This window comes from Pseudoalteromonas sp. J010, assembly GCF_003934235.1.
Taxonomy (GTDB): domain Bacteria; phylum Pseudomonadota; class Gammaproteobacteria; order Enterobacterales; family Alteromonadaceae; genus Pseudoalteromonas; species Pseudoalteromonas peptidolytica.
Genome location: NZ_RDBW01000015.1, coordinates 1 through 25,158, shown reverse-complemented (window position 1 = coordinate 25,158; position 25,158 = coordinate 1). Strand labels below are relative to the sequence as shown.

The following is a 25,158-nucleotide window of genomic DNA, read 5'->3' as shown; positions in this document are numbered from 1 at the left end:
TCAGATTACTAGGCAAACCACTGAGCAACCTAAGTATACTATGCTCTATTGCTTGATGGGTGATAGCAGCTTAGGATCGGTGACTAATTTTCGAACCCCATGGGCATGATCTTCATCAAAAGCGTTGTCTTCACACCAACGTGCAAGGCTATTGATGTCAACTTTGGCACAACTTGGGCGTACGCTCCAGCTCACTTGTAATGGTGAACATTGCTGGTTGTTGTAGCTAGGGCCTGTGGTAGAGCCCAAAAATTCAACTGGAGTGCCGGTATTAGTTGGTAGTGCGCCAGCTTGATGGTAGCCATTAACTTGGCCTTGGTAATCTAATTTAGTAAAGTCCTGTGCATTCTTATCGTTAACGACTAAAAAGACTTGTGTCTCTACACGTAAGTCAGGGTTTGCACAACTATCATTAAGACAAGCCCCGAGGGTTGGCCCTGGTTTTACATCACATGAACTGTGCACCCAGTGTACTTCTATCGTATCCCCTGGTTTGACGTTGTTACATACTTTTCCTTCAACCGGTGCTAACTCTGCCGCACTAAGGCTGGTTGTTGCATTACATTGAAAGCCTCCGTATTTTGGGTCATTAGACGCTATCGAAAAATCTTTCGCTTTGTGTTCTGCATTTTTATGGAAATGAATATTGCAGAGGTTTAGCTCCTCTTTTGGCGGTGCTAAAGCGAAAACGCGTTTGTTATCACCTTTAACACTGTCTATATCTCTGGGGGTTTGCGGGCCTGCTGATTCACACTGAGCTGCAAATGCTTCTAGGCTCAAGATAGACAATGCAGCCAATGTGCTGGATTTTATGACCATTCTCATGGAGTTTTCCTTTATTTTATGATTTCACTGTCCCCAATTATGGATCAAATGTATCGTTTTTGTTATAAATAAATGTGTCAGAATAAAACTGGACGGATGAGTTGATAGGGTCGGAAAGGTCAATTGTGTAATGGATGTGGATAACAAGATGCGGCAGAGGCAGATAGTTCTAAATCAAGGTTGCTATCTAAGTGTACTGTCTCTATAATACGCAGCATATTTAAGCGATTGCACCGAGTCTTTCAATTTCCGGTATGATTGCCAGCGTTTTTGGGATACTTACAATTCCCAGAGCTAATATATAGGCGTTTTAAGTGCCACTTTTTTAAAATAGAAGTAAAACAATTTTATGTGTTGGCGCGGGATGGAGCAGCCTGGTAGCTCGTCGGGCTCATAACCCGAAGGTCGTCGGTTCAAATCCGGCTCCCGCAACCAAGTTAAAGATTGAGTTCTTTGATTTCGCGCATTCTTTGTAATGCGCGTTTTGCGTTTAAACATCTGCATTTTTGTAAGTAGGTGGTTAATGTGGCTGAGATAGCTCGCAAACCAAGCACGGCCTTTGGCCACACAGTTTGTTATTCGTGTGACGCCCCGCTTGGTTCGGGGCGTTGTTGTATCTGGCGCAAGGTGTATGCTGAGCCCATGATCAAGCAGCTATGATTTGGGGCTTTAAGCCCTTTTTTTGTTTGTATGGAGGAGTTCTGTGTCAAAACTCGAGCAAGATTTGACTGAAATGTTGGAGCCAGCAGTTGCTGCATGTGGCTTTGAATTACTCGGTCTTGAGTTTGTGCAAGCTGGTCGTCATTCTACACTTCGTGTGTATATCGATCATGAAAACGGCATTAACGTTGACGATTGTGCTGAGGTTAGCCGTCAAGTTAGTGCAATTTTAGATGTCGAAGACCCGATTACGAACGAATACAGTTTGGAAGTATCTTCTCCTGGTGTTGACAGACCATTATTCAAACAAGCTCACTATGAGGCAGCAGTGGGAGAAGAAGTACGCTTGCGTACAAAGCTTCCGCAAGAAGGTCGCCGTAATTTTAAAGGCGACTTAGTAGCAGTTAATGGCGATATGATCACGTTGAAAGTTGATAACCAAGATTTTATCTTGATGTTAAGCAACATTGAACGTGCCAATATCATCGCAAAATTCTAACTTTGAGTGCGAAGGAAAAGGGCAAGCGAGGCATTACCTATGGCAAAAGAAATATTGTTGGTGGCAGAAGCTGTTTCCAATGAAAAAGCAGTCCCAAGAGAAAAGATTTTTGAAGCATTAGAGTTCGCACTAGCGACAGCAACAAAAAAGAAGCACGACGGTGAAATCGAAGTGCGTGTTTCAATCGACCGAAAAACAGGTGAATACGATACTTTCCGTCGTTGGAGAGTCGTTGAACCTCAAGAAGATGGGTCTCTAGAGAACCCATATGCGGAAATTACGTTTGAAGCGGCGCAGGTCGACGAGCCTGAAATTCAGCTAGGTGACTTTGTTGAAGAGCAAATAGAGTCAATCAAGTTTGACCGTATTACAACTCAGATGGCAAAGCAGGTTATCGTACAAAAGGTACGTGAAGCTGAACGTGCACTTGTTGTTGATGCTTATAAAGATCAAAAAGGTGAACTTGTAACGGGTGTTGTGAAAAAAGCAACACGTGATGCAATTGTTATCGACCTAGGTAACAACGCAGAAGCGGTAATTTATCGCGAGGATATGTTACCACGCGAAAGTTTCCGCCCAGGCGACCGTGTACGCGGTCTATTATATGAAGTGAAGCCTGAAGCGCGTGGTGCGCAGTTATTTGTGACACGCTCTAAGCCAGAAATGTTGATGGAATTATTCCGCATTGAGGTTCCAGAAATTGGCGAGGAAATGATTGAACTCAGAGGTGCAGCTCGAGACCCTGGCTCTCGTGCTAAAATCGCTGTAAAATCAAACGACAAACGCATTGACCCAGTTGGAGCGTGTGTTGGTATGCGTGGTGCTCGTGTACAAGCCGTTTCTTCAGAGCTTGGTGGTGAACGTGTTGATATCGTGCTGTACGATGATAATCCTGCACAGTTTGTTATCAATGCAATGGCACCAGCTGAAGTTGCTTCAATCGTAATGGATGAAGATACACGCACCATGGAAATTGCTGTAGAAGCAGACAACTTAGCACAAGCAATTGGTCGTAATGGTCAAAACGTTCGTTTAGCAAGCCAGCTTACAGGCTGGGAACTAAACGTAATGACAGTGGAAGAGATGGAGCGCAAGAGCGCAGAAGAGTCAGATAAACTGGTTAATCTATTCACTGAAAATCTAGACATCGATGATGATTTTGCGGCGCTACTGATCAATGAAGGCTTCTCTTCACTAGAAGAAGTGGCTTATGTACCAGTCGCTGAGTTTTTAGAAATTGATGGTCTGGATGAAGATACCGTAGAAGAGCTACGTAGTCGTGCGAAAGATGCGCTGACCACAAAAGCGCTTCGCGATGAAGAAAGCTTAGAAAATGCAGAACCTGCAGAAGACCTACTAGCACTTGAAGGACTTGAGCGTCACACTGCTTTTGTTTTTGCTAGCAAAGGCATAGTTACACTTGAAGACCTTGCTGAGCAGGGGATTGATGACTTAGTTGAAATTTCTGAGTTATCTGAAGAGCAAGCTGGTGAGTTGATCATGGCTGCACGTAACATTTGCTGGTTCAGCGAAGAGTAATTTATTAACGGAGGTAACATCACGTATGGCAGAAGTGAGCATTAACAAACTAGCCGAGAGTATTGGTACAACTGTTGATAAATTACTACAACAGTTAAAAGATGCAGGGATCACCAAAGCCGAGGGCGACCAAGTTACTGAATCCGAAAAGGCGACGTTGCTTGATCACTTGAGCAAGCAACACGGTGGCACTGGTTCAACCGGTCCTGAGCGTATGACTCTACAGCGTAAGAGTAAAAGCACATTGAGTGTTAACTCGTCTGGTAAAGCAAAGTCTGTATCTGTAGAAGTCCGTAAGAAGCGCACTTACGTTAAAAAGAGCGCAATCGAGCAGCAAAAAGAGCAAGAACGCTTAGCTGCAGAGGAAGCTGCGCGCAAAGAAGCAGAGTTAATGGCTCAGCAACAAGCAGAGCAACAGGCCAAAGAAGAAGCGGAGCGCAACGCGCGCGAAGAAGCGGAACGCAAGGCCAACGAGGAAGCCGAGCGCAAAGCTAAAGAAGAGGCGAAGCGAAAAGCGGATGCTGAACGTCAAGCCAAAGATAAGCAGAGTAAAGAAGTGGATAGCGCGCAACAAATTAAAGAACGTCAAGAAGCTGAACGTCTACGTCAAGAAGCAGAAGCAGCAGCCCTGAAAAAGGCAGAAGAGGAAGCAAAACGTCAAGCAGAAGAAGCTCGTCGTTTAGCTGAGGAAAATGAAGCTCGTTGGAAAGCGGAAGAAGAGGAACGTCTTCGTCGCGAAGAAAGCGCAGATCACCACCTGACAACTTCAACTTACGCACGTGAAGCGGAAGATGAGTCTGATGCACGCGAAGAAAAGAGCGCACGTCGTAAGAAGAAGAAAAAGTCAGCAAAAGATGAAGCCGCTGAAGCAAATGCTAAAAAGCTCAAAGGCAAAAAAGGCCGCTTGAAAGCGCCTACATCATTGCAACACGGCTTCCAAAAGCCAGCTGCAGAAGTGAAGCAGGAAGTTCGTATCAGTGAAACAATCACGGTAGCAGAGCTTGCGTCTCGCATGGCAGTTAAAGGCGCTGAAGTTGTTAAAACAATGATGAAGATGGGTGACATGGTTACGATTAACCAAGTGATCGATCAAGAAACGGCGCAGCTAGTTGCTGAAGAAATGGGTCACAAAGTTGTTCTAGTAAAAGAGAATGAGCTAGAGGAAAAAGTACTAAGTGACCGTAACGAAGAAGGTTCTCTTGAACCTCGTGCGCCAGTAGTAACGGTGATGGGTCACGTTGACCACGGTAAAACGTCAACACTTGACTATATCCGTAAAGCGAAAGTTGCAGACGGTGAGGCAGGCGGTATCACGCAGCACATCGGTGCATACCACGTTGAGACAGACAGTGGCATGGTTACTTTCCTTGATACTCCTGGACACGCGGCGTTTACGTCAATGCGTGCTCGTGGTGCGAAAGCGACAGATATCGTTGTACTTGTTGTTGCAGCGGACGATGGTGTAATGCCTCAGACGAAAGAAGCGGTACAACACGCAAAAGCTGCGGAAGTACCTCTAATCGTTGCTGTAAACAAGATGGATAAAGAAGGTATTGACCCTGACCGCGTTAAGAATGAGCTAGCTCAGCTAGATGTTATCCCAGAAGACTGGGGTGGCGAAACTCAGTTTGTTCATATCTCAGCGAAAACAGGTCTTGGTATTGATGACTTACTTGAAGCTATCTTGATGCAGTCTGAGCTACTAGAGCTACAAGCATCTAAAGAAGGTATGGCATCGGGTGTGGTAATTGAATCTCGTCTTGATAAAGGTCGCGGTCCAGTTGCTTCAGTACTGGTTCAATCTGGTACCTTAAATCAAGGTGATATTGTACTGTGTGGTCTAGAGTATGGCCGCGTTCGTGCAATGCGCGACGAAAATGGTAAAGAAATCAAGACTGCTGGTCCTTCAATCCCTGTAGAGATTCTAGGCTTATCAGGTGTTCCTGCGGCTGGTGATGAAGCAACGGTAGTTCGTGATGAGCGTAAAGCACGTGAAGTAGCGCTATACCGTCAAGGTAAATTCCGTGAAGTGAAGCTTGCTCGTCAGCAAAAAGCGAAGCTAGAGAACATGTTCTCTAACATGACTGAAGGCGATGTATCTGAAGTTAATATCGTTCTTAAGGCAGACGTTCAGGGTTCAATTGAAGCAATCGCGGATTCATTGACTAAACTGTCTACAGATGAAGTGAAAGTGAAGATTGTAGGTTCTGGTGTTGGTGGTATTACTGAAACTGACGCAACCCTTGCAGCGGCTTCAAATGCTATTATCGTCGGCTTTAACGTGCGTGCAGATGCGTCTGCTCGTAAGGTCATTGAAGCTGAGAGCCTAGATCTACGTTACTACAGCGTTATCTACAGCCTAATCGAAGAAGTGAAACAAGCAATGACAGGTATGCTTGCACCTGAATTTAAGCAGGAGATCATTGGTCTTGCTGAAGTTCGTGATGTGTTCAAGTCACCTAAGATCGGTGCTGTTGCAGGTTGTATGGTAACTGAAGGTGTAGTTAAACGTAGCGCACCAATCCGTGTACTTCGTGATAACGTAGTTATTTATGAAGGTGAACTTGAGTCACTACGTCGCTTTAAAGATGACGTTTCTGAGGTTCGTAGCGGTATGGAATGTGGTATCGGTGTTAAGAACTACAACGACGTTAAAGTCGGTGACCAAATCGAAGTATTTGAAACTGTACAGGTAGAGCGTACGCTTTAATTGTAAGTTATTAAAATACTTGAGATGGGGGCACTAGCCCCCATTTGTGATCTCATAGATTTTGAAATTTTAAGTGGTGAAAATGAGAGAATTTTCTCGTACAGATCGCGTCGCACAGCAGATTCAAAAAGAAATTGCGGTGATATTACAACGCGAAATTAAAGATCCAAGACTGGGCATGGTAACAGTATCAGCTGTTGACGTATCCCGTGACCTGTCCTATGCAAAGGTATTTATTACTGTATTAAATACCAATGATGAAGACAAAACGAAACAAAGCGTTGCGATTTTGAATGAAGCAACTGGTTATATTCGTTCACTGTTAGGCAAGCGTATTCGTGCTCGTATCATGCCGGAACTGAAATTCGTTATCGATAACTCGTTAATGGAAGGTATGCGTATTTCTAACTTGGTTGACTCTGTGATCAGAGAAGACAACGCAAAGCGTGGTCCGGAGTCTGGAGATAAAGACCAAGAGGAAGAATAATGGCGCGTCGCACCAAAGGCCGTGTGATTGACGGCATCCTGTTATTAAATAAGCCGCAAGGCATTTCCTCCAATAAAGCGTTACAGCAAGCGAAGGGCATTTTCTTTGCACAAAAAGCGGGTCACACCGGCGCTTTGGATCCTTTGGCAACCGGTATGTTGCCAATTTGCTTTGGTGAAGCAACTAAGTTCACTCAGTTTTTACTAGATACCGATAAAACGTATGTAGTGAGAGCACAATTGGGTGAACGCACAACGACATCAGATTCTGATGGTGAGATTGTTGAAACGCGGCCAGTGGACATAACGCTTGAACAGCTAGAACGAGAAATTGCCAGTTTCTTGGGGGAATCTGACCAGTACCCTTCAATGTATTCGGCGCTCAAATATCAGGGCCAACCGCTATACAAATATGCCCGAGAAGGTATTGAAGTTCCGCGAAAATGCCGCAAGATTAATGTCTATCGCTTTACGTTAGATGAATACGACGAGCAAACTCAACAAATCCAAATGACAGTACATGTCTCTAAAGGCACTTATATTCGTACTATTGTTGATGATTTAGGAGAAAAGCTTGGGTGTGGTGCCCATGTGATTATGCTGCATCGCAGCGAGGTTGGTCATTATCCTAGTGATAAAATGATTACTTTAGTTGAGTTGGAAGCCTTACTTGAGAGAGCTAAAGCACAAGAGTTAGCACCTTCAACCTATTTGGATGAATTATTACTGCCAATGGATACGGCTTTGGTTGATCTGCCGGTTGTTGATATTACCGCTGAACAAGGTATTGCTTTTGGTCACGGACAAACGGTTACAGTCGCTAACTTACCTGATGGCATTGTAAAAGTAGTTGCCGATGGTAAATTTGTTGGCATTGGTGAGCGCAATCCACAAGGGTTATTGAAAGCAAAACGGGCGCTGTCTTCGGCTCAAACAGAATCATAGTAACATTCCCCTATGCAATGGAAGTTTATACTGATATAATCCGCCAGCTTCCGCTTTGGCTGAATTAGTGATCGGCTAAAGCATTACTAAACTTATTTTGGAGTTATTATGTCACTAAGCAATCAAGAAAAAGCAGAAATCGTAGCAAAGTTCGCACGTGCAGAAGGTGATACAGGTTCACCAGAAGTACAAGTTGCACTTCTAACTGCTGACATCAACAAGCTACAAGGTCACTTCGCTAACCACAAGCAAGATTTCCACTCACGTCGTGGTCTTCTACGTAAAGTTAGCCAGCGTCGTAACCTTCTTGATTACCTAAAAGGTAAGAACGTTGAGCGTTATGCTGCACTAATCAAAGAGCTTGGCCTACGTCGCTAATATTTTTGATTTCTTGTTGGAAATTTGTCCAACAGCAAAAAAGGGGCTAATTAGCCCCTTTTTTTGTGGCTGTTCTATCAGTATACTTACAGTCGTTTAAAAATACTTTTAAACAAGCGTCAATTGGTCTGCCAATTGTAGTGCTTAAATAAATTATGATGAGTTTATTTAAGACTGTGATTGGTCCCTGTTGACGTTGAAAAACAATTTAGTAAGGAAAATATTGTGCAAGCAATTATTAAAGAATTTCAACTAGGTCAACACACGGTGACACTAGAGACAGGTGCTATCGCGCGTCAAGCTGACGGAGCAGTACTTGCAAGCATTGGCGATACTTCAGTACTTGTTACTGTAGTTGGTAAAAGAGAAGCAGCACCGGGTCAAGACTTTTTCCCGCTGACTGTTAACTACCAAGAAAAAATGTATGCTGCGGGTCGTATCCCTGGCGGCTTTTTGAAGCGCGAAGGTCGTCCTTCAGACGGTGAGACATTAACTGCTCGTCTTATCGACCGTCCAATTCGTCCTCTATTCCCAGATGGCTTCGTAAACGAAGTTCAGGTTATCGCGACAGTGGTTTCTGTAAACCCTGAAATTCAACCAGATATCGTTGCGTTAATTGGTACGTCGGCAGCACTTGCTATCTCGGGTATTCCATTTAATGGTCCTCTAGGTGCAGCGCGCGTTGGTTTCATCGACGGTCAATATGTACTAAACCCAACTCTTAAAGAGCTAGAGACAAGTAAGCTTGACTTGGTTGTTGCTGGTACTGAAAACGCAGTATTAATGGTTGAATCAGAAGCTGAAGTACTGACTGAAGAAGAAATGCTTGGCGCTGTTGTATACGGTCACGAGCAATCACAAGCTATCATCAAAGCAATCGAAGAATTCCGCGCTGAAGCTGGTAAAGCTGCATGGGATTGGACTGCACCTGAAAAAGACCAAACACTTACCGAAAAAGTTGCGGCTATCGCTGAACAAAAAGTAGGTGATGCTTACCGTATTACTGACAAAGTTGCACGTAAAGAAGCACTTTCTGAAGCAAAAGCAGAAGTTATTGAAAAACTAGGCGCTGAAGTTGCTGAAGGCGAGTCACTAGATGAGCAAGTGGTAGGAAAAGAATTCAGCTCACTTGAGAAGAAAATTGTACGTAGCCGCATCATCGCTGGCGAAAAACGTATCGACGGTCGTGAACCAGACATGGTTCGTGCACTAGACGTAATGACAGGTGTACTGCCACGTACTCACGGCTCTGCAATTTTTACTCGTGGTGAAACTCAGGCACTTGTAACAGCAACTCTTGGTACTGAGCGTGACGCGCAGATGCTAGATGACCTAACAGGTACTCACAAGCATCACTTCATGCTGCACTATAATTTCCCTCCATTTTGTGTAGGTGAAACGGGTTTTGTAGGCTCTCCTAAGCGTCGCGAAATCGGCCACGGTAATCTAGCTAAGCGTGGTATTGCGGCAGTGATGCCAACTCTAGCTGAATTCCCATATTCAGTGCGTGTAGTATCTGAGATCACTGAATCAAACGGTTCATCTTCAATGGCATCAGTATGTGGTACTTCACTTGCGCTGATGAATGCAGGTGTTCCAGTTAAAGCGTCAGTTGCTGGTATCGCGATGGGTCTAGTAAAAGAAGGCGAAGATTTCGTTGTACTTTCTGACATCCTTGGTGACGAAGATCACTTAGGTGATATGGACTTTAAAGTAGCGGGTACAGCAAATGGTGTAACTGCACTACAAATGGATATCAAGATTGAAGGTATCACCAAAGAAATCATGCAAATCGCACTTCGCCAAGCGAAAGCGGCTCGACTACACATCCTAGGTGTGATGGATCAAGCGATTGCTGCGCCTTCAGAAGAGTTATCTGAATTTGCTCCACGTATCTACACGATGAAGATCCCAGCGAAGAAGATTGCTGAAGTTATCGGTAAAGGTGGTGCGACAATTCGTCAGCTTACTGAAGAAACAGACACAACGATTGAAATTGAAGACGACGGTACAATCAAGATCGCTGCAACGAATGGTAATAGCGCAAAAGCAGCTATCTCACGTATCGAAGCCCTTACAGCTGAACTTGAAGTAGGTACGCTTTACACTGGTAAAGTTATCCGTATCGTTGACTTTGGCGCATTCGTTAATGTACTTCCTGGCAAAGATGGCTTAGTACACATCTCACAGATCAGCACAGAGCGTGTAAATAACGTGTCTGATCACTTAACTGTAGGCCAAGAAGTAAGAGTTAAGGTATTAGAGGTAGACCGTCAAGGTCGTGTACGTTTAAGTATCAAAGAAGCACTAGAGTCTAACGCTGAGCAGCCAAAAGAAGAAGGCGCAGAGTAATTTAAACATTACTTTTTACGTAGATTAGAAGTGCAAAGGGGCTGAATGGCCCCTTTTTTTATGCGCAGATGATGTTAACAGCGTTAGAAATTTCTTATTTAGAACAACTAAATAGCAAAATTTTTGCCTACTGATTGACGAGATTTTCTCGCCTCAAGATAGACCACTTAATTAAGATCATAGGTATAATAACGAGTGCACCTTGCCGGTATAAGCGGTGGTAACGATGTTATCGACATGGCTCTTGCACCTCAAAATAGCTCACGTAATTAAGCAAATTAATATAAAATAATGAAACAAAACAGGCTTTACCTAGTCTATAGAGGTTACAGCTAAATCGTATAATAGGTAATATTGGTGATTTAGTAATGCTATTTTGCTTAATACTCGCTCATTTTGAGAGAGCTTACGCCAGCAGAGTAAAAGGAGCTTTTAGTGAGTAACTAGGTTGCAACGCTATTGCTTTTTTATGTGGTCATAGATACTTTGGCGTTGGCTGAGTTGGGAAGCGGTTTTATTGGCAATATTTTATCGCTTTAAAATATAAAATTTAATTAAGCAAACCGATATAGCGGCTCTAAACGGGCGAATGCCATTGAATGAGGAAGGAAATGAAGTTAGCGAATATAGTTGTGCCATTGATGCTATTAGGGCTGGTTGGATGTAAAAGCACACCACCAGAGGCCACTAAAAACATTGTAAATGTTCCGCTTGCAGTGCCACTTCAGGCAAATTTTCGAAATGAAATTGCCATTGCTCGATTCAACGAGCTACTGTTACAGCCTGATATGGCGGTAGAACAGCGTGCTCAGCTGCTTTATAACAGGGGTATGCTATACGATAGCATAGGGTTACAGACACTTGCGCGTATCGATTTTAACCGTGCGGTGCAACTTAAACCTGACTTGGCTGAGGTGTATAACTTTTTGGGTATTCACCAGACCTTAGAGCAAAACTATGGTCGTGCCTACGAAATGTTTGATGCGGTGTTGGAGCTTGATGAACAGCATGAGTACGCCTACCTGAATCGAGGTATTGCACTATATTATGGCGAAAGACCAGCATTAGCAGTACAAGACTTTAAGGCATTTTTAGCACGGGCGCCCAAAGACGCATATCGGATAATGTGGTTGTACTTGGCTCAGTCTCAAGTGGATCCCGAGCTTGCAAAACAAACATTGTCGGCGAATAGCGAGTCACTGGATCCAAATGAATGGTCTTCTCAACTCGTGGAGCTTTATCTAGGCACCTTGTCTGAGCCACAGTTTTTGGCGCAAATTGCTGAAGGTGTAAGTACACAAGAAGAATACGCACAACGTTTATGTGAGGCCTATTTTTATTYGGCAAAGCAAGCTCAGGCGACAGGAGATACCGCTTCAGCCATTAATTATTTCAAACTTGCGCTTGCGACTAATGTTTTTGAGTTTGTTGAGCATAAATATGCTCGTTTAGAGCTTGACTTGCTTGCTCGCTTAGATGAAGAACCAGACGCTAGTTAACTTTCTTCTATCAACAATTTTATTAGGGCTGCTTGTTTCTAGCAGCCCTAACTTTGCACACCTGTCGCCTGAGCAGCAATCTGGCCTCATTGTGGCGAATCCCACCAGCTACTTTCAGATTGCCTCAAGGTTCAAGCTCGCACCAGAACATGCAACGGATAAATTACTCAACACAATCGCGAGATTGCAGCAGCCTAATTGGGAATTTGAGCGTCTTAAAAGAATACTTGATGCTAGTCAAATGATTAAAGCGGAGCTTTTTCTGTTAGATGCTTGGGGGCGTTTTAGTCAAACACAACGACAGGCACTGCTGCACGACATCGTGAAGCAGGGAGCTTTTGACACATTACAAGCGCTGTCGACTCGTTACACATTGAGCGAGGAATTTACTACTTTGCTGCAAGTTTGGCGCGGTAAGCCAGTTAGCTCATTTTCACAAAGTGCACTTTTAGCGCCATTTCAACTAAGTTCTCAAATGCAATGGGGATCACAATCTTGCCAGTTTACGTTAGCACTTATTGCCAGTGATCTTGAGGGGCTGCATCATCTGCAGGTGCTAAAGCGTGCTTTCGAGCTAAGACCAGAGCCAAAGAGGGGAGTATATTGCCTATCAAGACCGATTTATGTTGCTGAAAAGTTAAATTGCGAGAAATACCGAGGCTTTGCGACATGTAAATTGCAAAATAGCGATACTTTTGCACATTATGACCATCTGGTATTAATGGCTCGTGATGGTTTAGCTAATGTACGTCATCACACGATGACTTTAACGCCTGATAGTACCTATAACACGTTTATTCATGAGCTGATGCACTTTAGCGGTTTTGAGGATGAATACCCTGTCGCCACTGAAAAGGCAAAATGGTTATGCGCCAATTCAGGCCATAAGGCACCAAATCTTTACGTTGGTGAACAAGCACCAAACAATTGGGTGCCCAGTCGCACGTGCGAGCATGGTAAATTGCCGTCATACAAGCCATCTAAAGTACATTCTTTACTTGAATATCAATCAATCAAATTAAATGAAACCTACCGTAAGAAATGGCTCTTAGTGCTGAATTCACAGCGTTCCAAAGATAACTTAGCGGTTAATTCTGCCGAATAATTTTGAATTTATTCTGAATAGTTTGTTAAGGTTGTCTAAAATAGCATCAGCTAGAAAGTGAAACCCTAGACAACTCAAACACTAATCAAGTATAACAGGGTTCATGTACGTGTGGTGAACGTGTACCGATTGCTCCAACTTGGAGGGCGCATCAGCATGTTAACCGAAACGAGCCATAACGACGCAAATAAAAGGTTTCATCTATGACTTTATTTTGGATACCCTTGCTATCCTTAATTGGCAGTTTTATCTCTGCATTCACGGGAAAGCTCTCTCGTAATCAGTCAACTGCTATAACCTTAGTAGCGCCAGCATTGGCACTTTTACTCGCTATTGACCATGCGCCTGCTGTTTTTGCAGGAGAAACTATTCGATCGACATTCGAATGGGTTCCGCTTCTCGATATCAACATTGCCTTCAGACTCGATGGCTTGGCACTGTTGTTTGTCTTTATGATCTTAGGTATTGGTATGCTGGTTATCTTTTATGCCAGATATTACCTAAGCGCCAACGACTCAATGCCCAAGCTGTATGCTTATCTGATGCTCTTTATGACAGCTATGCTTGGTATTGTAATGTCCAATAATGTGTTGCAGTTGTGGCTCTTTTGGGAGCTTACCAGTATTAGCTCATTTTTACTTATTAGCTATTGGTGGCATAAATCTGAAGCGCGTAAGGGTGCGAAGATGGCACTGGCGATTACTGGCGGCGGCGGATTAGCACTGCTTGCGGGCCTTATGCTCATCGGTGATATTGTTGGAAGCTATAACCTTGATGTTATCTTGTCCAGCAGAGAGCTTATTCAATCACATGCTTTGTATGAAGTTGCTTTGATCCTTGTGTTACTGGGTGCATTCACAAAATCAGCGCAGTTTCCATTTCACTTTTGGTTGCCACACGCGATGGCTGCGCCAACACCTGTCAGTGCCTATTTACATTCTGCAACTATGGTAAAAGCAGGTATATTCTTACTAGCACGCTTTTATCCTGCGCTAGCGGGTACAGAGCTGTGGTTTATTCTCGTAGGCTTAACTGGCTTAGCAACGCTGCTCGTTGGTGCCTATATTGCGTTATTTAAACATGATCTAAAAGGCCTTCTGGCGTTTTCAACGATTAGCCACCTGGGCTTAATCACTTTGTTGCTCGGCTTAGACACTGAGCTTGCAACAGTTGCGGCGGTATTCCACATCATTAATCACGCGACATTTAAAGCATCGCTATTTATGGCTACCGGAATCATCGATCACGAGACTGGTACTCGTGATATGCGTAAGCTCAATGGTATGTGGCGATTTATGCCATATACTGCGACGTTGGCGATGGTTGCGGCATCGGCTATGGCGGGAGTTCCTTTATTGAATGGCTTCCTATCCAAAGAGATGTTCTTTGCTGAAACGCTACATCAGCAATTGCTTGGTTCAATGTCTTGGTTGATACCTATCTTGGCGACAGTTGCGGGTGCGTTTTCGGTGGCATATTCAGCACGGTTTATTCACGATGTTTTCTTTAACGGTGAACCTATTGACTTACCAAAAGAGCCACATGAAGCGCCAAGGTATATGCGTTTTCCTATCGAAATACTTGTGGCATTGTGCTTGATTGTTGGTATGTTCCCAAATTTTGTTGTGGACGGAATGTTGAAAACGGCATCAAGTGCTGTACTTGGCGAAGCCGCGCCTGTGTTTGAGATTGCAATCTGGCATGGTTTTAATCTGCCTTTATTAATGAGTGGCTTAGCTGTTTGCGGTGGCTTATTCATTTACACACAACGTAAATACCTATTTCAATTCCAAGCTTCACTGCCACCGATGAATGCCAAAAAAGTCTTTGAGCGCACCATGTATAACATCGTTTCATGGAGCCGTGCACGCATCAACGCAATTGAAAATGGCTCACTTCAGCGTTACTTAATGCTGATGTTCATTGTAGTGCTAGTAAGTGCTGGTTGGCCATTATTTGAAATGTCGCAGCTGGTTGGAAATATGGAGCCAACGCCCATTGATGTTCACAATGCGATTGGTGCAGGGTTATTAATGATTGGTGCGATAGGAACCGTGATTTGGCACCGTACTCGTATGGTCGCACTATTAATGATTTCTGTCGTTGGTTTAATGGTATCGGTTGCCTTTACGCGTTTCTCAGCTCCTGATCTAGCCTTAACTCAGTTAACAGTAGAGGTCGTAACTATAATTCTACTAATGCTGGCGTTATTCTTCTTACCACAAAGGACGCCAAAAGAGTCTAGCTCTATTCGGGTGTTACGTGATTTAGGGATAGCTTCAGCCATTGGTGTGATCATCGGGAGCATTAGTTATGCGTTGATCACAAGGCCTCTGGATAGTATTTCAGAGTTCTTTATCGCAAACGCGAAAGTAGGCGGTGGCGGTACGAATGTTGTTAACGTCATCTTAGTGGACTTCCGTGGTTTTGATACGCTGGGCGAAATTACAGTACTAGGTATCGCGGCACTTGGCATTTATAAATTGCTTATTAATCTTCCACTATTTATGCCTGGTAGCGATAGTGAGGGTAGGCCTTGGGCTAAAGAGAAGTATCCTTTATTGCTAGCAAGTATCTCACAAAGCCTATTGCCGCTTGCGTTACTTGTGTCGGTTTATATTTTCTTGCGTGGTCACAACCTGCCTGGTGGTGGATTTATCGCAGGGCTTGTTACCGCAATAGCCTTTATTTTGCAGTACATTGCACATGGCTCAAATTGGATAGCTGAGCGCTTTGATGTGAATTATCGAAAGATTATCGCAACGGGTATCGCTATTTCACTCGCAACTGGTGTGGGGAGTTGGTTCTTTGACCGCCCATTCTTAACATCTTGGTTTGATTATTTTGATATACCTCTGGTTGGTAAAACTGAACTTGCCAGCGCGATTGCGTTTGACCTCGGTGTTTACATAACAGTGGTTGGTGCAACATTAATGATTTTGGCAAGCCTAGGAAAAGTAACGGCAAATGCGCCTAAAGAAGAGGTGAATATATAATGGAATTGCTATACGCATCGTGCGTAGGCCTGTTAGTTGCCTGCGGCGTATTTTTAATTTTAAGAGCAAGAACATTCCCTGTGGTACTGGGCTTAACGATGTTGTCCTATGCCGTGAATTTATTCTTGTTTGCATCAGGCCGGTTAACATTAAATAAGGCAGCTGTGCTTGGTTACAGTAGCGATTATGCAGATCCATTGCCACAAGCTTTAGTGCTTACGGCTATCGTTATCGGTTTTGCGATGACTGCGTTTGTAGTGATTTTAGCTATCCGTGGGCGTTCTGATTTGGGGAATGACCACGTCAATGGCATTGTTCCTGAGAAAAAGGGTAAAGCATGATCCAACATTTGACCTCTTTACCGGTATTATTGCCAATGCTAGCAGGGGTGATCCTGCTTATGCCTCCTTGTGGAAAAAATGTAGACATTAGACGTAAAGTTTCCGTAATTATGTCATTGGTTACATTTGCAGTATGCGTGTCGCTTTTACTGCATGTGGATCAGACTGGAATTCAAGTTTATGCAATAGGCAACTGGCAAGCCCCATTTGGCATCGTGTTAGTTGCAGATCAGCTCTCGGCTTTGTTGGTAAGTTTAACAGCGCTGCTTTGTTTCGTTTGCTCACTATATAGCTGTGCTGGAGATGATGAAAAGGGCAGCTTCTTCCATCCATTGCTGCATTTTTTAGTGATGGGCGTAAATGGTGCGTTTTTAACTGGTGACGCATTCAATTTATTCGTATTTTTTGAAATTTTGTTGATTGCTTCCTATGCCTTGCTGATGCATGGAGGCGACAAGCACAATACGCGCGCCTCGTTACAATATGTTATTCTAAATTTAGTTGGCTCTTCGGTATTTTTGATTGCCTTAGGTATTTTGTATGGTGTGCTGGGCACGCTTAACATGGCTGATATGGCATATAAAATCACTTTCTTGCAGGGCGATGATGTATATCTTGCAAAAATTGGCGGCCTTCTGCTACTTGTCGTATTTGCTCTCAAAGGTGCATTGTTACCGCTACATCTCTGGTTACCTAATACTTATGCCACGGCATTGCCGGTTGTTGCAGCACTGTTCGCCATAATGACAAAAGTGGGCGTATATTCGATGATGCGCGTTTATACCTTAGTATTTGGAGACCAAGCTGGTGAGTTAAGCCACATGGCGCAAGAGTGGCTTTGGTGGCTTGCATTAGCAACGATAATCATGGGTGGAATAGGTGTACTTGCAAGTCAAGATTTACGTAAATTGTCAGCCAATTTGGTAGTAGTGTCTGTCGGCACTTTGGTGGCATTAGTGGCGGTACAATCAGTAAATAGTAGCGCCGCCGCAATTTACTATCTGGTGCACTCAACCTTAGTGTCAGCAGCACTCTTTTTGATCGCCGATTTAATTGGCAAACAAAGAGGGAAAGTCGGAGATAGAATAACCGCTGGTCGTCCTGTATCTCAACCCATGTTGCTCGGTATCTTCTTTGCTATCGCAGCAATTACTGTTATCGGTATGCCACCATTATCAGGCTTCATCGGCAAAGTATGGATCTTAAAATCAACGCTTGAATCGAGTCACACTTACTGGTTCTGGGGAGTGTACTTGTTGGTCAGTTTGGCCGTCTTGGTCAGTGTCTCTAAAGCTGGTAGTACAGTGTTTTGGCATCATACAGGTAAAGCGGATACACATTCTGCTGACAACGCGCATCCAGCGCAAATAGTCGCAGTGCTTGTACTTATCACTTGTGCTCCATTAATGGTCATTTTTGCTGGGTCGTTGACTGACTATGCACTCTCAGCAGCAAATTCTTTGCATGACTTTTCTAGCATGACAAATGCAGTGTTAAAAGGAGCGAAATAAATGCGATTAGAAGCTCGATTTAAATGGCTACCTACGCCGTTTCGCAGTTTGCTACTGTTTTTGGTGTGGCTATTGCTGAATAACAGTGTTTCAGCTGGACACATTATTTTGGGCACCATACTGGCGATAGTTATCCCGCTAATCACCTATCGCTTCAGAACAAAACAACCGTTAATAATAAGACCTTGGCGTGCAGTTACTCATTTGCTGCTGGTTTTATACGACATTATCACTGCAAATGTAGAAGTAGCGATAAAAATCTTAGGACCAACAAAAAAGTTACAGCCAGGCTTTGTATTAGTACCGCTTGACATTGACCAAGCGATGCCCATCACTATTTTAGCCAGCACGGTATCGTTAACGCCTGGTACCGTAAGCGCAGAAGTATATCCATGGCCTGAGTCGCTGGGAGATAAACAGCATTCAGAACGTAAGTACCTGTTGATACATGTACTTGATCTTAAAGATGAGCAGTTACTGATTGACACCATAAAATCGCGCTATGAAAAGCCTCTAAAGGAGATCTTTGAATGTTAGAAACGGTAATTCTCATTGTCTTCGCTATGATAGGTGTATCTCTATTACTGAACCTTTGGCGGTTAGTTGTCGGGCCATCTATTCCCGATAGGATCTTGGCGCTTGATACAATGTATATCAATACAATTGCATTGATTATTTTATACGGCATGAGTATGGGGACCGCACTTTACTTTGAAGCGGCCTTGCTGATTGCAATGTTGGGTTTTGTGAGCACAGTAGCTGTATGTAAATACTTGTTACGTGGCGACATTATTGAATAGGAGCGGCAACAGAATGTCAGAGTGGATTATTTCTATATTATTGTTACTTGGAGGTTCCTTTGTTCTGGTCGGTTCAATTGGACTGGTGAAGATGCCTGACTTTTTTATGCGCCTTCATGGCCCGACAAAAGCAACAACGTTAGGAATGRCATGCTTACTAACCTCTGCAATGGTATATTTTAGTACAACATCGGATGGTATTAGTGTGAAAGAAATTCTAATTTCTATATTCTTGCTACTTACTGCCCCTATTTCAGGCTATATGTTGATAAAGTCGGCCATTCATCACAGATTACCTAGTAATGAAAAAACAACGGGTAAGGATAAAATAAAAAAGTAGTGCTTAGGCACTACTTTTAGCATCCACCAGCTTCTATTAATGGCGTTTAGACCAAGAGACTGCTTGAAAAGTAGCCTCTTGGTCTAAATACCATGGCGAGCATATTAAAATAAATTATCTTCTCTCCTTTGGCGTTGCGCTAAACTTTAGCAGTTTCAAATGTATCTTCTATTTACTAGTCAATACGTTACTTTCAAATAAGTAGTATTTCTAGCTGCATAATTCTCGGTGCGTTATTAAATTTTTTGCTACAGTTAAACAAGACTTCATACTTGCCGATAAGAATACGTATGGGTAACTTGTGGTTCAGGTAAAAATGTTCAATTCATTGCTTTTACAAAACGGGCGACTAGAAAGCTTTGATTGTGCGGCGCTCAAGTTAACTATTTTTATCAAGTTAAGAAGAATGTATGGTGCAATTCGTTTGCATGTAAACGCTAAAAATTGGGAATGTTATGAAACAAGCTTCAATTAAAAACAAACTCTTATTTTTTGTAACAGTATTAGTAACGAGTTTAGTTGTTATATTAGTGGCAACGATGTGGTTTCATCTAGCGGAGGAAAATGCAAAGCAGAGCAAAGGAGTTCAACAAGCAATATACGATGAAATTTCTCAAGGGTTGGTAGCAAAAGCCAACCAATATGGTCAAAGGGTCTCAGGGTTTGTTAATGRAGCCTATAGAGTACCCTATACTTTGGCTGGGATATTGTCCCATACTTCCAAGGAACATCCACTGAGTCGAGAGCAAGTTCAAGAAGTGGTATTTGGTGCACTTGAGCAAAATAGGTTCGTCTCTTCCATGTACGCACAATTTGAGCCGAACGGTTATGACGGTGATGATACTCGCTTTACGGAAGGCGCTTCACATTCAGTCGTTAAATCCGGAACATTGGAGCTTTATTTTACACAAGAATCTACAGGGCCTGTGCAACAAAAAGTTGAGTCTGCTGAAGAAAAATACCGTGACAAAATCAACGAATTTGGCTTGCGTGAAGCTGAGTGGTATCTCTGCGCAAAAGATAAAGTGGCGCCGTGTATCATGGAGCCATATTTATATGAAATATCAGCGGGTAACGAGATGTTAATGACCTCGCTTACAGTCCCTGTTGTTGTTAATCGTCAATTTAAAGGCCTGGTCGGCGTAGATGTAAATTTGCCTATTTTCCAGACGCTGGTTGACGAGCTATCTGAGTCGCTTTATTCGGGAGCAGCTAAAGTAACCTTGCTGAGTGATTTAGGTCTTGTGGTCGGATCCAGTCATTATGACAAGCTTGCACGCCCACTGGCCGAGTCAACAACTACCGAGCGTGCTGACGTTTTACAGTCGCTACACAAAGGATCTGGTATTGAAGATTTAGAGAATGACTTGGTTGTATCCGTGCCAATCAATATCAAGTTACCCAATACAACCTGGTCTTTGGTCATTGAATTACCGAAAGCGATAGCACTCGAGTCTGCTACTACTTTGCAAAGTCAATTAGAGGAGTCAGCTAACTCTGTAGGACGCTGGATGCTGACAATTGGAGTGGTGATCGCAGCAATAGGGATCGCGATTGCATTTGTATTGGTTAACACGATTATTGGTCCTTTGACTCATATTCAAAAACGGGTAGAGAACTTAGCATCTAGCGAGGGAGATCTAACGCACGAATTAGAAGTAAGCCATCATGCAGAGCTTATCGCATTAGCTCAAGGCTTTAATCGCTTTACCGAAAAGCTCAGAAATATGATTGATGATCTTAAAGGGCTTGCGGAGTCTTCTTATGAACAGTCTCATCGCACTACAGAAGCTGCTATTAATATCAAAAATAAAGTTGCGAATCAGCATTTAGAAATCGACAGCGTTGTAACCGCGATTAACGAATTAAGTGCGACAGCCTCAGAGGTCGCAAGGGCGTCCGAGAAGGCGGCAGCCAGTACTAACCAAGCGGCAGACCAAGTTCAACAAAGCGAGCAAAGCATTATTAAAACGACTGAAACCGTACAATCAATGGCGGATCAAGTTATTGATGCAAAACAAGCTGTGGTTAAAGTATCGGAACGTAGCGATGATATTTCAAAAATACTCGAAGTGATCAGAGCAATCGCTGAACAAACTAACTTGCTTGCTTTGAATGCGGCAATTGAAGCCGCGAGAGCAGGAGAGCAGGGGCGTGGCTTTGCGGTTGTTGCTGATGAAGTTAGAGCTTTGGCATCGAAAACTCAAGCGTCAACAGACGATATAAGTAAGCTTATAGATAACTTGCAAAGCGAAGTTGCAAATTCCGGTCGAATAATTGAAAGCTCTGTAAAATTAGGCGAAGACGCAGTGAGTTACTGCCAAGAGTCAGCGCGGTTAATGAGCACACTAGTAGGAGAGCTTACCAGCATTTCTAACGAAGTAACTCAGATAGCGACAGCAGCAGAGGAGCAAAGTATGGTTACGGAGGAAATTAACACAAATACCACAGGGATCTCAGATGCGGCGGCAGAGCTATCTCAATTTGCGGATGAAGTAGAGCTAGCTGCAAGTTCTATGACACAAATAGTTGAGCAAAAGCATAAGCAGTTGAACTTGTTGAGAACTTAAGTAAAGGCAATCGTGGAAGGTTGTAGCAGTCACTTGATAGTTATGGCCTTTCTCGAAAAAATTGATTATATTAACTGTATCTATATACAGTTAATATAATCATGAAACTATATATCGCTGAAAAACCTTCTTTAGGCAGAGCAATTGCAGATGTTTTGCCAAAACCTCACAAAAAACAAGATGGATACATAGAGCTTGCCAACGGTGATGTGGTTTCTTGGTGTATTGGCCACTTACTTGAGCAAGCTGAGCCTGAAGATTATGACGCTAAGTATAAAAAGTGGCAGTTTCATGATCTACCAATCATGCCAGCGCAATGGCAGTTTARAGCAAAAGCTAAAACAAAAAAGCAGCTTACTACATTAAAACGATTACTCACAAAAGCTGACGAAATATATCATGCAGGAGATCCCGATAGAGAAGGGCAGCTGCTTGTAGACGAAGTATTTCAATACGTATCGCTGCCAGAGCAAAAAAGAGCAACGATTCAACGCTTGTTGATCAGTGACTTGAATCCACAAGCCGTGAAAAAGGCACTGGCCTCAACACGTTCCAACCAAGAATTTATCCCTTTAAGTGTGTCTGCGCTTGCAAGAGCTCGAGCCGATTGGCTCTTTGGTATGAATCTAACCAGAGCATTTACGCTGGCTGGGCAAAAAGCGGGTGTGAATACTGTTTTGTCGGTTGGCAGAGTGCAAACTCCGGTACTCGGCTTGGTTGTTAGAAGGGATCTCGAAATTGAGAGCTTTGTATCTAAACCCTTTTATGAAGTGATTGCACACATCAATAAACCGGATTGGGGAATTTTTGAAGCTAAGTGGGTGCCAAGTGAAGCATGTAAGCCTTATATGGATGAAGATGGGCGTGTCTTGGTAAAAGCTTTGGCCGAAAATGTCGCTGCTCGGATCAATAAAAAGCAAGCAACGGTAAAGCAAGTTGAAACAAAACCCAAAAAGATAAATCCACCATTACCCTACAACCTTTCTTCTTTACAGATTGATGCAAATAAACGCTACGGTTTATCTGCTCAGCAAGTGCTGGATATTTGTCAAACACTCTATGAGAAACATAAACTGATCACATACCCCAGATCAGATAACCGTTATCTACCAAAAGAGCACTTTGCTGAAAGAGAGCAAGTGGTTTGCGCGGCAGAACATAATCAGGGGTTGGAAAGCAAATACGTTAAGTTAGCAGACATGAGCCAAAAAGGAGCGTGCTGGAATGATAAAAAAGTCGAAGCGCATCACGCGATCATTCCAACAACTAAAAAGCTTCGCAGTGCGCAACTTGGTTATCAAGAACTGCAAGTTTATCAACTTATCTCGGTACAATACTTAGCGCAATTCTTTCACCCATATCGCTACAATGAAACTCAGGTTGAATTAGAGATCGGTGGAGGCCAATTCAAAGCACAAGCCAAGCAAGTAATAGATAAAGGTTTTAAAGTTCTATATAAAAAACCAGAAACAGAGAAGGAAAGTCTTTTACCAGAGTTGCAAATAGGGGAGCAGCTACTATGTGACAAAGGAGAGGTGAAAGAGAAGCAAACTCAGCCGCCAAAACATTACACTGAAGCAAGTCTACTTGGTGCAATGACAGGCATTGCACGGTTTGTATCTGATCAATCAATTAAAAAGGTATTGAAAGATACGGATGGACTTGGAACAGAAGCAACTCGAGCTGGGATTATTGAGTTATTATTTAAAAGGCAGTTTCTGCGACGAGACGGTAAAACGATATACTCTACGGCGCTTGGCAAAGCATTTATTCAAACTTTACCAGAGTCGCTCTCATTACCAGATAGGACTGCGCTTTGGGAATCATTGCTTGGAAAGATTGCCAACAAAGAAACCTCCTATAACCAATTTATGCAGCCACTTCGTGACGAGCTGAGTGTTTTTATTGATAGTGCTCAGTCTATAAATATAACTGCGCTAAAAGAAGTACCGACAATGGCATTGAAAAAGCGCGGAGGAAAAAAGAGGAAATTTACTCGAAAGAGAAAGCCAAGCTCTACATAATTGTTTATGCTCGTAGTTGTAAATTCAGATATTGCCACTATATCAACCATATTAATTATTTATACAGATAACAGAGCATGAGCAATAAAATCCAACTTACCCCTGAAAATATTCAGCAAGTAATAACAGACCCAAACCCTGAGAAAGTGCTACTGTTGACATTTTATAGTGGCCAAAATCCCGAATGTGTTCAGCAGGACCAAATATTAGAGGGGATTGCTGCGACATATAGTGAGCATATCACGATTGGTGTTATTGATTGTGATGTTCAGCAAGCTCTAGCCTCTCAGCTTGCTCAACAAATTGGCTTACAAGCTTTACCTACCATCGTGGTTTTAAAAGGTGGAGCACCGGTCGATATGTTACCAGGTGTAAAAACTGAAGAAGAAATAAAAGAAGCGTTGTCGGCTCACTTACCATCGCCTGAACTAATATTACTAGACCAAGCTAAGCAATTTTTAGCAGAAGATGATCTAAACAATGCCTTTGTGTATGCAAAAAAAGCGTATGACATCGATAGTAGAAATACTCGAGTCAAATTGGTGTTTTCCGATATCTGCATACAAATTAAAAAATTTGATGAAGCGCAGGCTCTGTTAGATTCCATTAATGACGAAGAACGAGACCCTTATTACCACAATTTAGTTGCCAAACTAGCGCAAGCTACCGCAGCACAGGATTCACCAGAGGTAAGACGCCTAGAGCAAGCATTGGTGGCTGAACCAGAATCTTTGGACTTACGTTGCCAGTTAGCTCAAGCTCAGCTAGATGTAGGTAAAACAGAAGAGGCATTGGCAAGTTTACTGGTGGTACTTAAGAAAGACATGAACTTTGGTGAAGCAAAAAAGGGGTTTTTAGATATTATCGCTTCACTTCCAGATGGCGATAGTGTTGCTTCACAGTACCGTCGAAAGCTATATAGCCTCCTGTACTAAAAAGCGAAGCTAACCGAGTCTTGAGATACAGCTGAAAAATTATTCAGTTGTATCTTGCATCCTAGCAAATTTGATCAATACTTATGATCCCTCTAAAGAAATGGATGACAGTTTTATGAAGGAAACATTTCATTAGTATGGATTTTAATGGGTTTTGAGTGTTTTTTGCTCGAACAAACGTTTTTTTGCAATTTTCTTTAAAAAAGGGTTGCACTTAAATCGGATCTCCCTATAATGCGCATCCACCGACACGGGGAGCAACGCTGAAAAGCAACGAGCCAACGAGTCGGGAGTCAAATAAAACTTGAGTTTGAATGCTTCGAAAGAAAATCAAAATTAAGTGTTGACAAAAAGTGGGGAATGCTTAGAATGCACAACCCTCAGCGCTAAYGGCGCAGCGATGATGAGTCATCGTGCCGGGTAACCGGAAATGTTCTTTAACAATATGAAGCAATCATCTGTGTGGGCACTCGTACAGATTGAGTTCTAACAGCAGAGTCTAGTTCTCTAGATGACGCAAACAAATTTAGAGTCTCAATTGAACTGAGTGACCAACAGAATAAACATAGTTTATTCAGCACAGTCAATTCGATACCGAAAGGTATCAAAATCAGAATTCAATGAGCATGAAACACTTAGGTTT

19 protein-coding genes and 1 tRNA gene are annotated in these 25,158 nt (G+C 42.9%); 19 read left to right on the top strand and 1 reads right to left on the bottom strand.

The genetic code is table 11. The annotated features are described in order from the left end of the window. Positions 1 to 45 precede the first annotated feature (45 nt). Positions 46 to 825 carry a delta-class carbonic anhydrase gene (locus tag EAG18_RS09710; protein WP_125252186.1) on the bottom strand — a complete coding sequence of 260 codons (780 nt, stop codon included), beginning with the start codon at positions 823 to 825 and terminating at the stop codon, positions 46 to 48. A gap of 358 nt (positions 826 to 1,183) precedes the next feature. Between EAG18_RS09710 and EAG18_RS09705 the strand changes: the two genes are divergently transcribed. The 19 genes from EAG18_RS09705 (at position 1,184) to EAG18_RS09615 (ending at position 24,515) form a co-directional block, all read left to right on the top strand. Next, positions 1,184 to 1,260 (top strand) — tRNA-Met (locus EAG18_RS09705). 268 nt (positions 1,261 to 1,528) lie between these two features. Further along, positions 1,529 to 1,984 (top strand): ribosome maturation factor RimP, encoded by a 456-nt coding sequence (gene rimP / locus EAG18_RS09700; RefSeq protein WP_099642059.1) that lies wholly within the window; start codon positions 1,529 to 1,531, stop codon positions 1,982 to 1,984. 39 nt (positions 1,985 to 2,023) lie between these two features. After that, positions 2,024 to 3,523: a transcription termination factor NusA gene (gene nusA, locus EAG18_RS09695; RefSeq protein ID WP_125252185.1), complete on the top strand. Its 1,500-nt coding sequence runs from the start codon at positions 2,024 to 2,026 to the stop codon at positions 3,521 to 3,523. A gap of 25 nt (positions 3,524 to 3,548) precedes the next feature. Next, the gene (infB, locus tag EAG18_RS09690; RefSeq protein WP_125252184.1) at positions 3,549 to 6,233 is read left to right on the top strand and encodes a translation initiation factor IF-2; all 2,685 of its coding nucleotides are present in this window, start codon (positions 3,549 to 3,551) and stop codon (positions 6,231 to 6,233) included. Positions 6,234 to 6,315: 82 nt separating this feature from the next. Then, positions 6,316 to 6,720, top strand: coding sequence for a 30S ribosome-binding factor RbfA (gene rbfA, locus EAG18_RS09685; protein WP_125252183.1), 405 nt, complete (start codon positions 6,316 to 6,318; stop codon positions 6,718 to 6,720). Further along, positions 6,720 to 7,664 carry a tRNA pseudouridine(55) synthase TruB gene (gene truB / locus EAG18_RS09680; protein WP_125252182.1) on the top strand — a complete coding sequence of 315 codons (945 nt, stop codon included), beginning with the start codon at positions 6,720 to 6,722 and terminating at the stop codon, positions 7,662 to 7,664. Before rbfA ends, truB begins: the two co-directional genes overlap by 1 nt. 108 nt (positions 7,665 to 7,772) lie before the next feature. Next, positions 7,773 to 8,042: a 30S ribosomal protein S15 gene (gene rpsO / locus EAG18_RS09675; protein WP_125252181.1), complete on the top strand. Its 270-nt coding sequence runs from the start codon at positions 7,773 to 7,775 to the stop codon at positions 8,040 to 8,042. Positions 8,043 to 8,267: 225 nt separating this feature from the next. Further along, complete coding sequence (gene pnp / locus EAG18_RS09670; protein ID WP_125252180.1) at positions 8,268 to 10,394, top strand: polyribonucleotide nucleotidyltransferase; 2,127 nt, start codon at positions 8,268 to 8,270, stop codon at positions 10,392 to 10,394. Positions 10,395 to 11,005: 611 nt separating this feature from the next. Further along, the gene (gene nlpI / locus EAG18_RS09665) at positions 11,006 to 11,893 is read left to right on the top strand and encodes a lipoprotein NlpI (protein ID WP_125252179.1); all 888 of its coding nucleotides are present in this window, start codon (positions 11,006 to 11,008) and stop codon (positions 11,891 to 11,893) included. Further along, the gene (locus tag EAG18_RS09660; protein WP_125252178.1) at positions 11,871 to 12,998 is read left to right on the top strand and encodes a hypothetical protein; all 1,128 of its coding nucleotides are present in this window, start codon (positions 11,871 to 11,873) and stop codon (positions 12,996 to 12,998) included. Before nlpI ends, EAG18_RS09660 begins: the two co-directional genes overlap by 23 nt. Before the next feature lie 203 nt (positions 12,999 to 13,201). Further along, positions 13,202 to 15,994, top strand: a complete 2,793-nt coding sequence (locus EAG18_RS09655) for a monovalent cation/H+ antiporter subunit A (RefSeq protein ID WP_125252177.1) — start codon at positions 13,202 to 13,204, stop codon at positions 15,992 to 15,994. Continuing rightward, entirely contained in the window at positions 15,994 to 16,335 is a 342-nt protein-coding gene (locus EAG18_RS09650) for a Na+/H+ antiporter subunit C (protein ID WP_125252176.1), read from the top strand. Before EAG18_RS09655 ends, EAG18_RS09650 begins: the two co-directional genes overlap by 1 nt. Further along, positions 16,332 to 17,846 (top strand): monovalent cation/H+ antiporter subunit D, encoded by a 1,515-nt coding sequence (locus EAG18_RS09645; RefSeq protein ID WP_125252175.1) that lies wholly within the window; start codon positions 16,332 to 16,334, stop codon positions 17,844 to 17,846. Before EAG18_RS09650 ends, EAG18_RS09645 begins: the two co-directional genes overlap by 4 nt. Beyond that, entirely contained in the window at positions 17,847 to 18,383 is a 537-nt protein-coding gene (locus EAG18_RS09640; protein WP_125252174.1) for a Na+/H+ antiporter subunit E, read from the top strand. Then, positions 18,377 to 18,646, top strand: a complete 270-nt coding sequence (locus EAG18_RS09635; protein WP_010370838.1) for a K+/H+ antiporter subunit F — start codon at positions 18,377 to 18,379, stop codon at positions 18,644 to 18,646. The genes EAG18_RS09640 and EAG18_RS09635 overlap by 7 nt, the downstream gene beginning before the upstream one ends. A 13-nt stretch (positions 18,647 to 18,659) precedes the next feature. Next, positions 18,660 to 18,986 carry a Na+/H+ antiporter subunit G gene (locus EAG18_RS09630; protein ID WP_125252173.1) on the top strand — a complete coding sequence of 109 codons (327 nt, stop codon included), beginning with the start codon at positions 18,660 to 18,662 and terminating at the stop codon, positions 18,984 to 18,986. 455 nt (positions 18,987 to 19,441) lie between these two features. After that, on the top strand, positions 19,442 to 21,556 hold the full coding sequence (locus tag EAG18_RS09625; protein ID WP_125252172.1) for a methyl-accepting chemotaxis protein: 2,115 nt from the start codon (positions 19,442 to 19,444) through the stop codon (positions 21,554 to 21,556). Positions 21,557 to 21,657: 101 nt separating this feature from the next. Further along, positions 21,658 to 23,580 carry a DNA topoisomerase III gene (locus EAG18_RS09620; protein ID WP_125252171.1) on the top strand — a complete coding sequence of 641 codons (1,923 nt, stop codon included), beginning with the start codon at positions 21,658 to 21,660 and terminating at the stop codon, positions 23,578 to 23,580. A gap of 77 nt (positions 23,581 to 23,657) precedes the next feature. Continuing rightward, the gene (locus EAG18_RS09615; protein ID WP_125252170.1) at positions 23,658 to 24,515 is read left to right on the top strand and encodes a tetratricopeptide repeat protein; all 858 of its coding nucleotides are present in this window, start codon (positions 23,658 to 23,660) and stop codon (positions 24,513 to 24,515) included. Positions 24,516 to 25,158: the final 643 nt, after the last annotated feature.

Coding starts and splice junctions, on each gene's coding strand:
- EAG18_RS09710 (WP_125252186.1), bottom strand. CDS start 825: ATGAGAATGGTCATAAAATCCAGCACATTGGCTGCATTGTCTATCTTG.
- nusA (WP_125252185.1), top strand. CDS start 2,024: ATGGCAAAAGAAATATTGTTGGTGGCAGAAGCTGTTTCCAATGAAAAA.
- infB (WP_125252184.1), top strand. CDS start 3,549: ATGGCAGAAGTGAGCATTAACAAACTAGCCGAGAGTATTGGTACAACT.
- rbfA (WP_125252183.1), top strand. CDS start 6,316: ATGAGAGAATTTTCTCGTACAGATCGCGTCGCACAGCAGATTCAAAAA.
- truB (WP_125252182.1), top strand. CDS start 6,720: ATGGCGCGTCGCACCAAAGGCCGTGTGATTGACGGCATCCTGTTATTA.
- rpsO (WP_125252181.1), top strand. CDS start 7,773: ATGTCACTAAGCAATCAAGAAAAAGCAGAAATCGTAGCAAAGTTCGCA.
- EAG18_RS09660 (WP_125252178.1), top strand. CDS start 11,871: ATGAAGAACCAGACGCTAGTTAACTTTCTTCTATCAACAATTTTATTA.
- EAG18_RS09655 (WP_125252177.1), top strand. CDS start 13,202: ATGACTTTATTTTGGATACCCTTGCTATCCTTAATTGGCAGTTTTATC.
- EAG18_RS09650 (WP_125252176.1), top strand. CDS start 15,994: ATGGAATTGCTATACGCATCGTGCGTAGGCCTGTTAGTTGCCTGCGGC.
- EAG18_RS09645 (WP_125252175.1), top strand. CDS start 16,332: ATGATCCAACATTTGACCTCTTTACCGGTATTATTGCCAATGCTAGCA.
- EAG18_RS09640 (WP_125252174.1), top strand. CDS start 17,847: ATGCGATTAGAAGCTCGATTTAAATGGCTACCTACGCCGTTTCGCAGT.
- EAG18_RS09635 (WP_010370838.1), top strand. CDS start 18,377: ATGTTAGAAACGGTAATTCTCATTGTCTTCGCTATGATAGGTGTATCT.
- EAG18_RS09615 (WP_125252170.1), top strand. CDS start 23,658: ATGAGCAATAAAATCCAACTTACCCCTGAAAATATTCAGCAAGTAATA.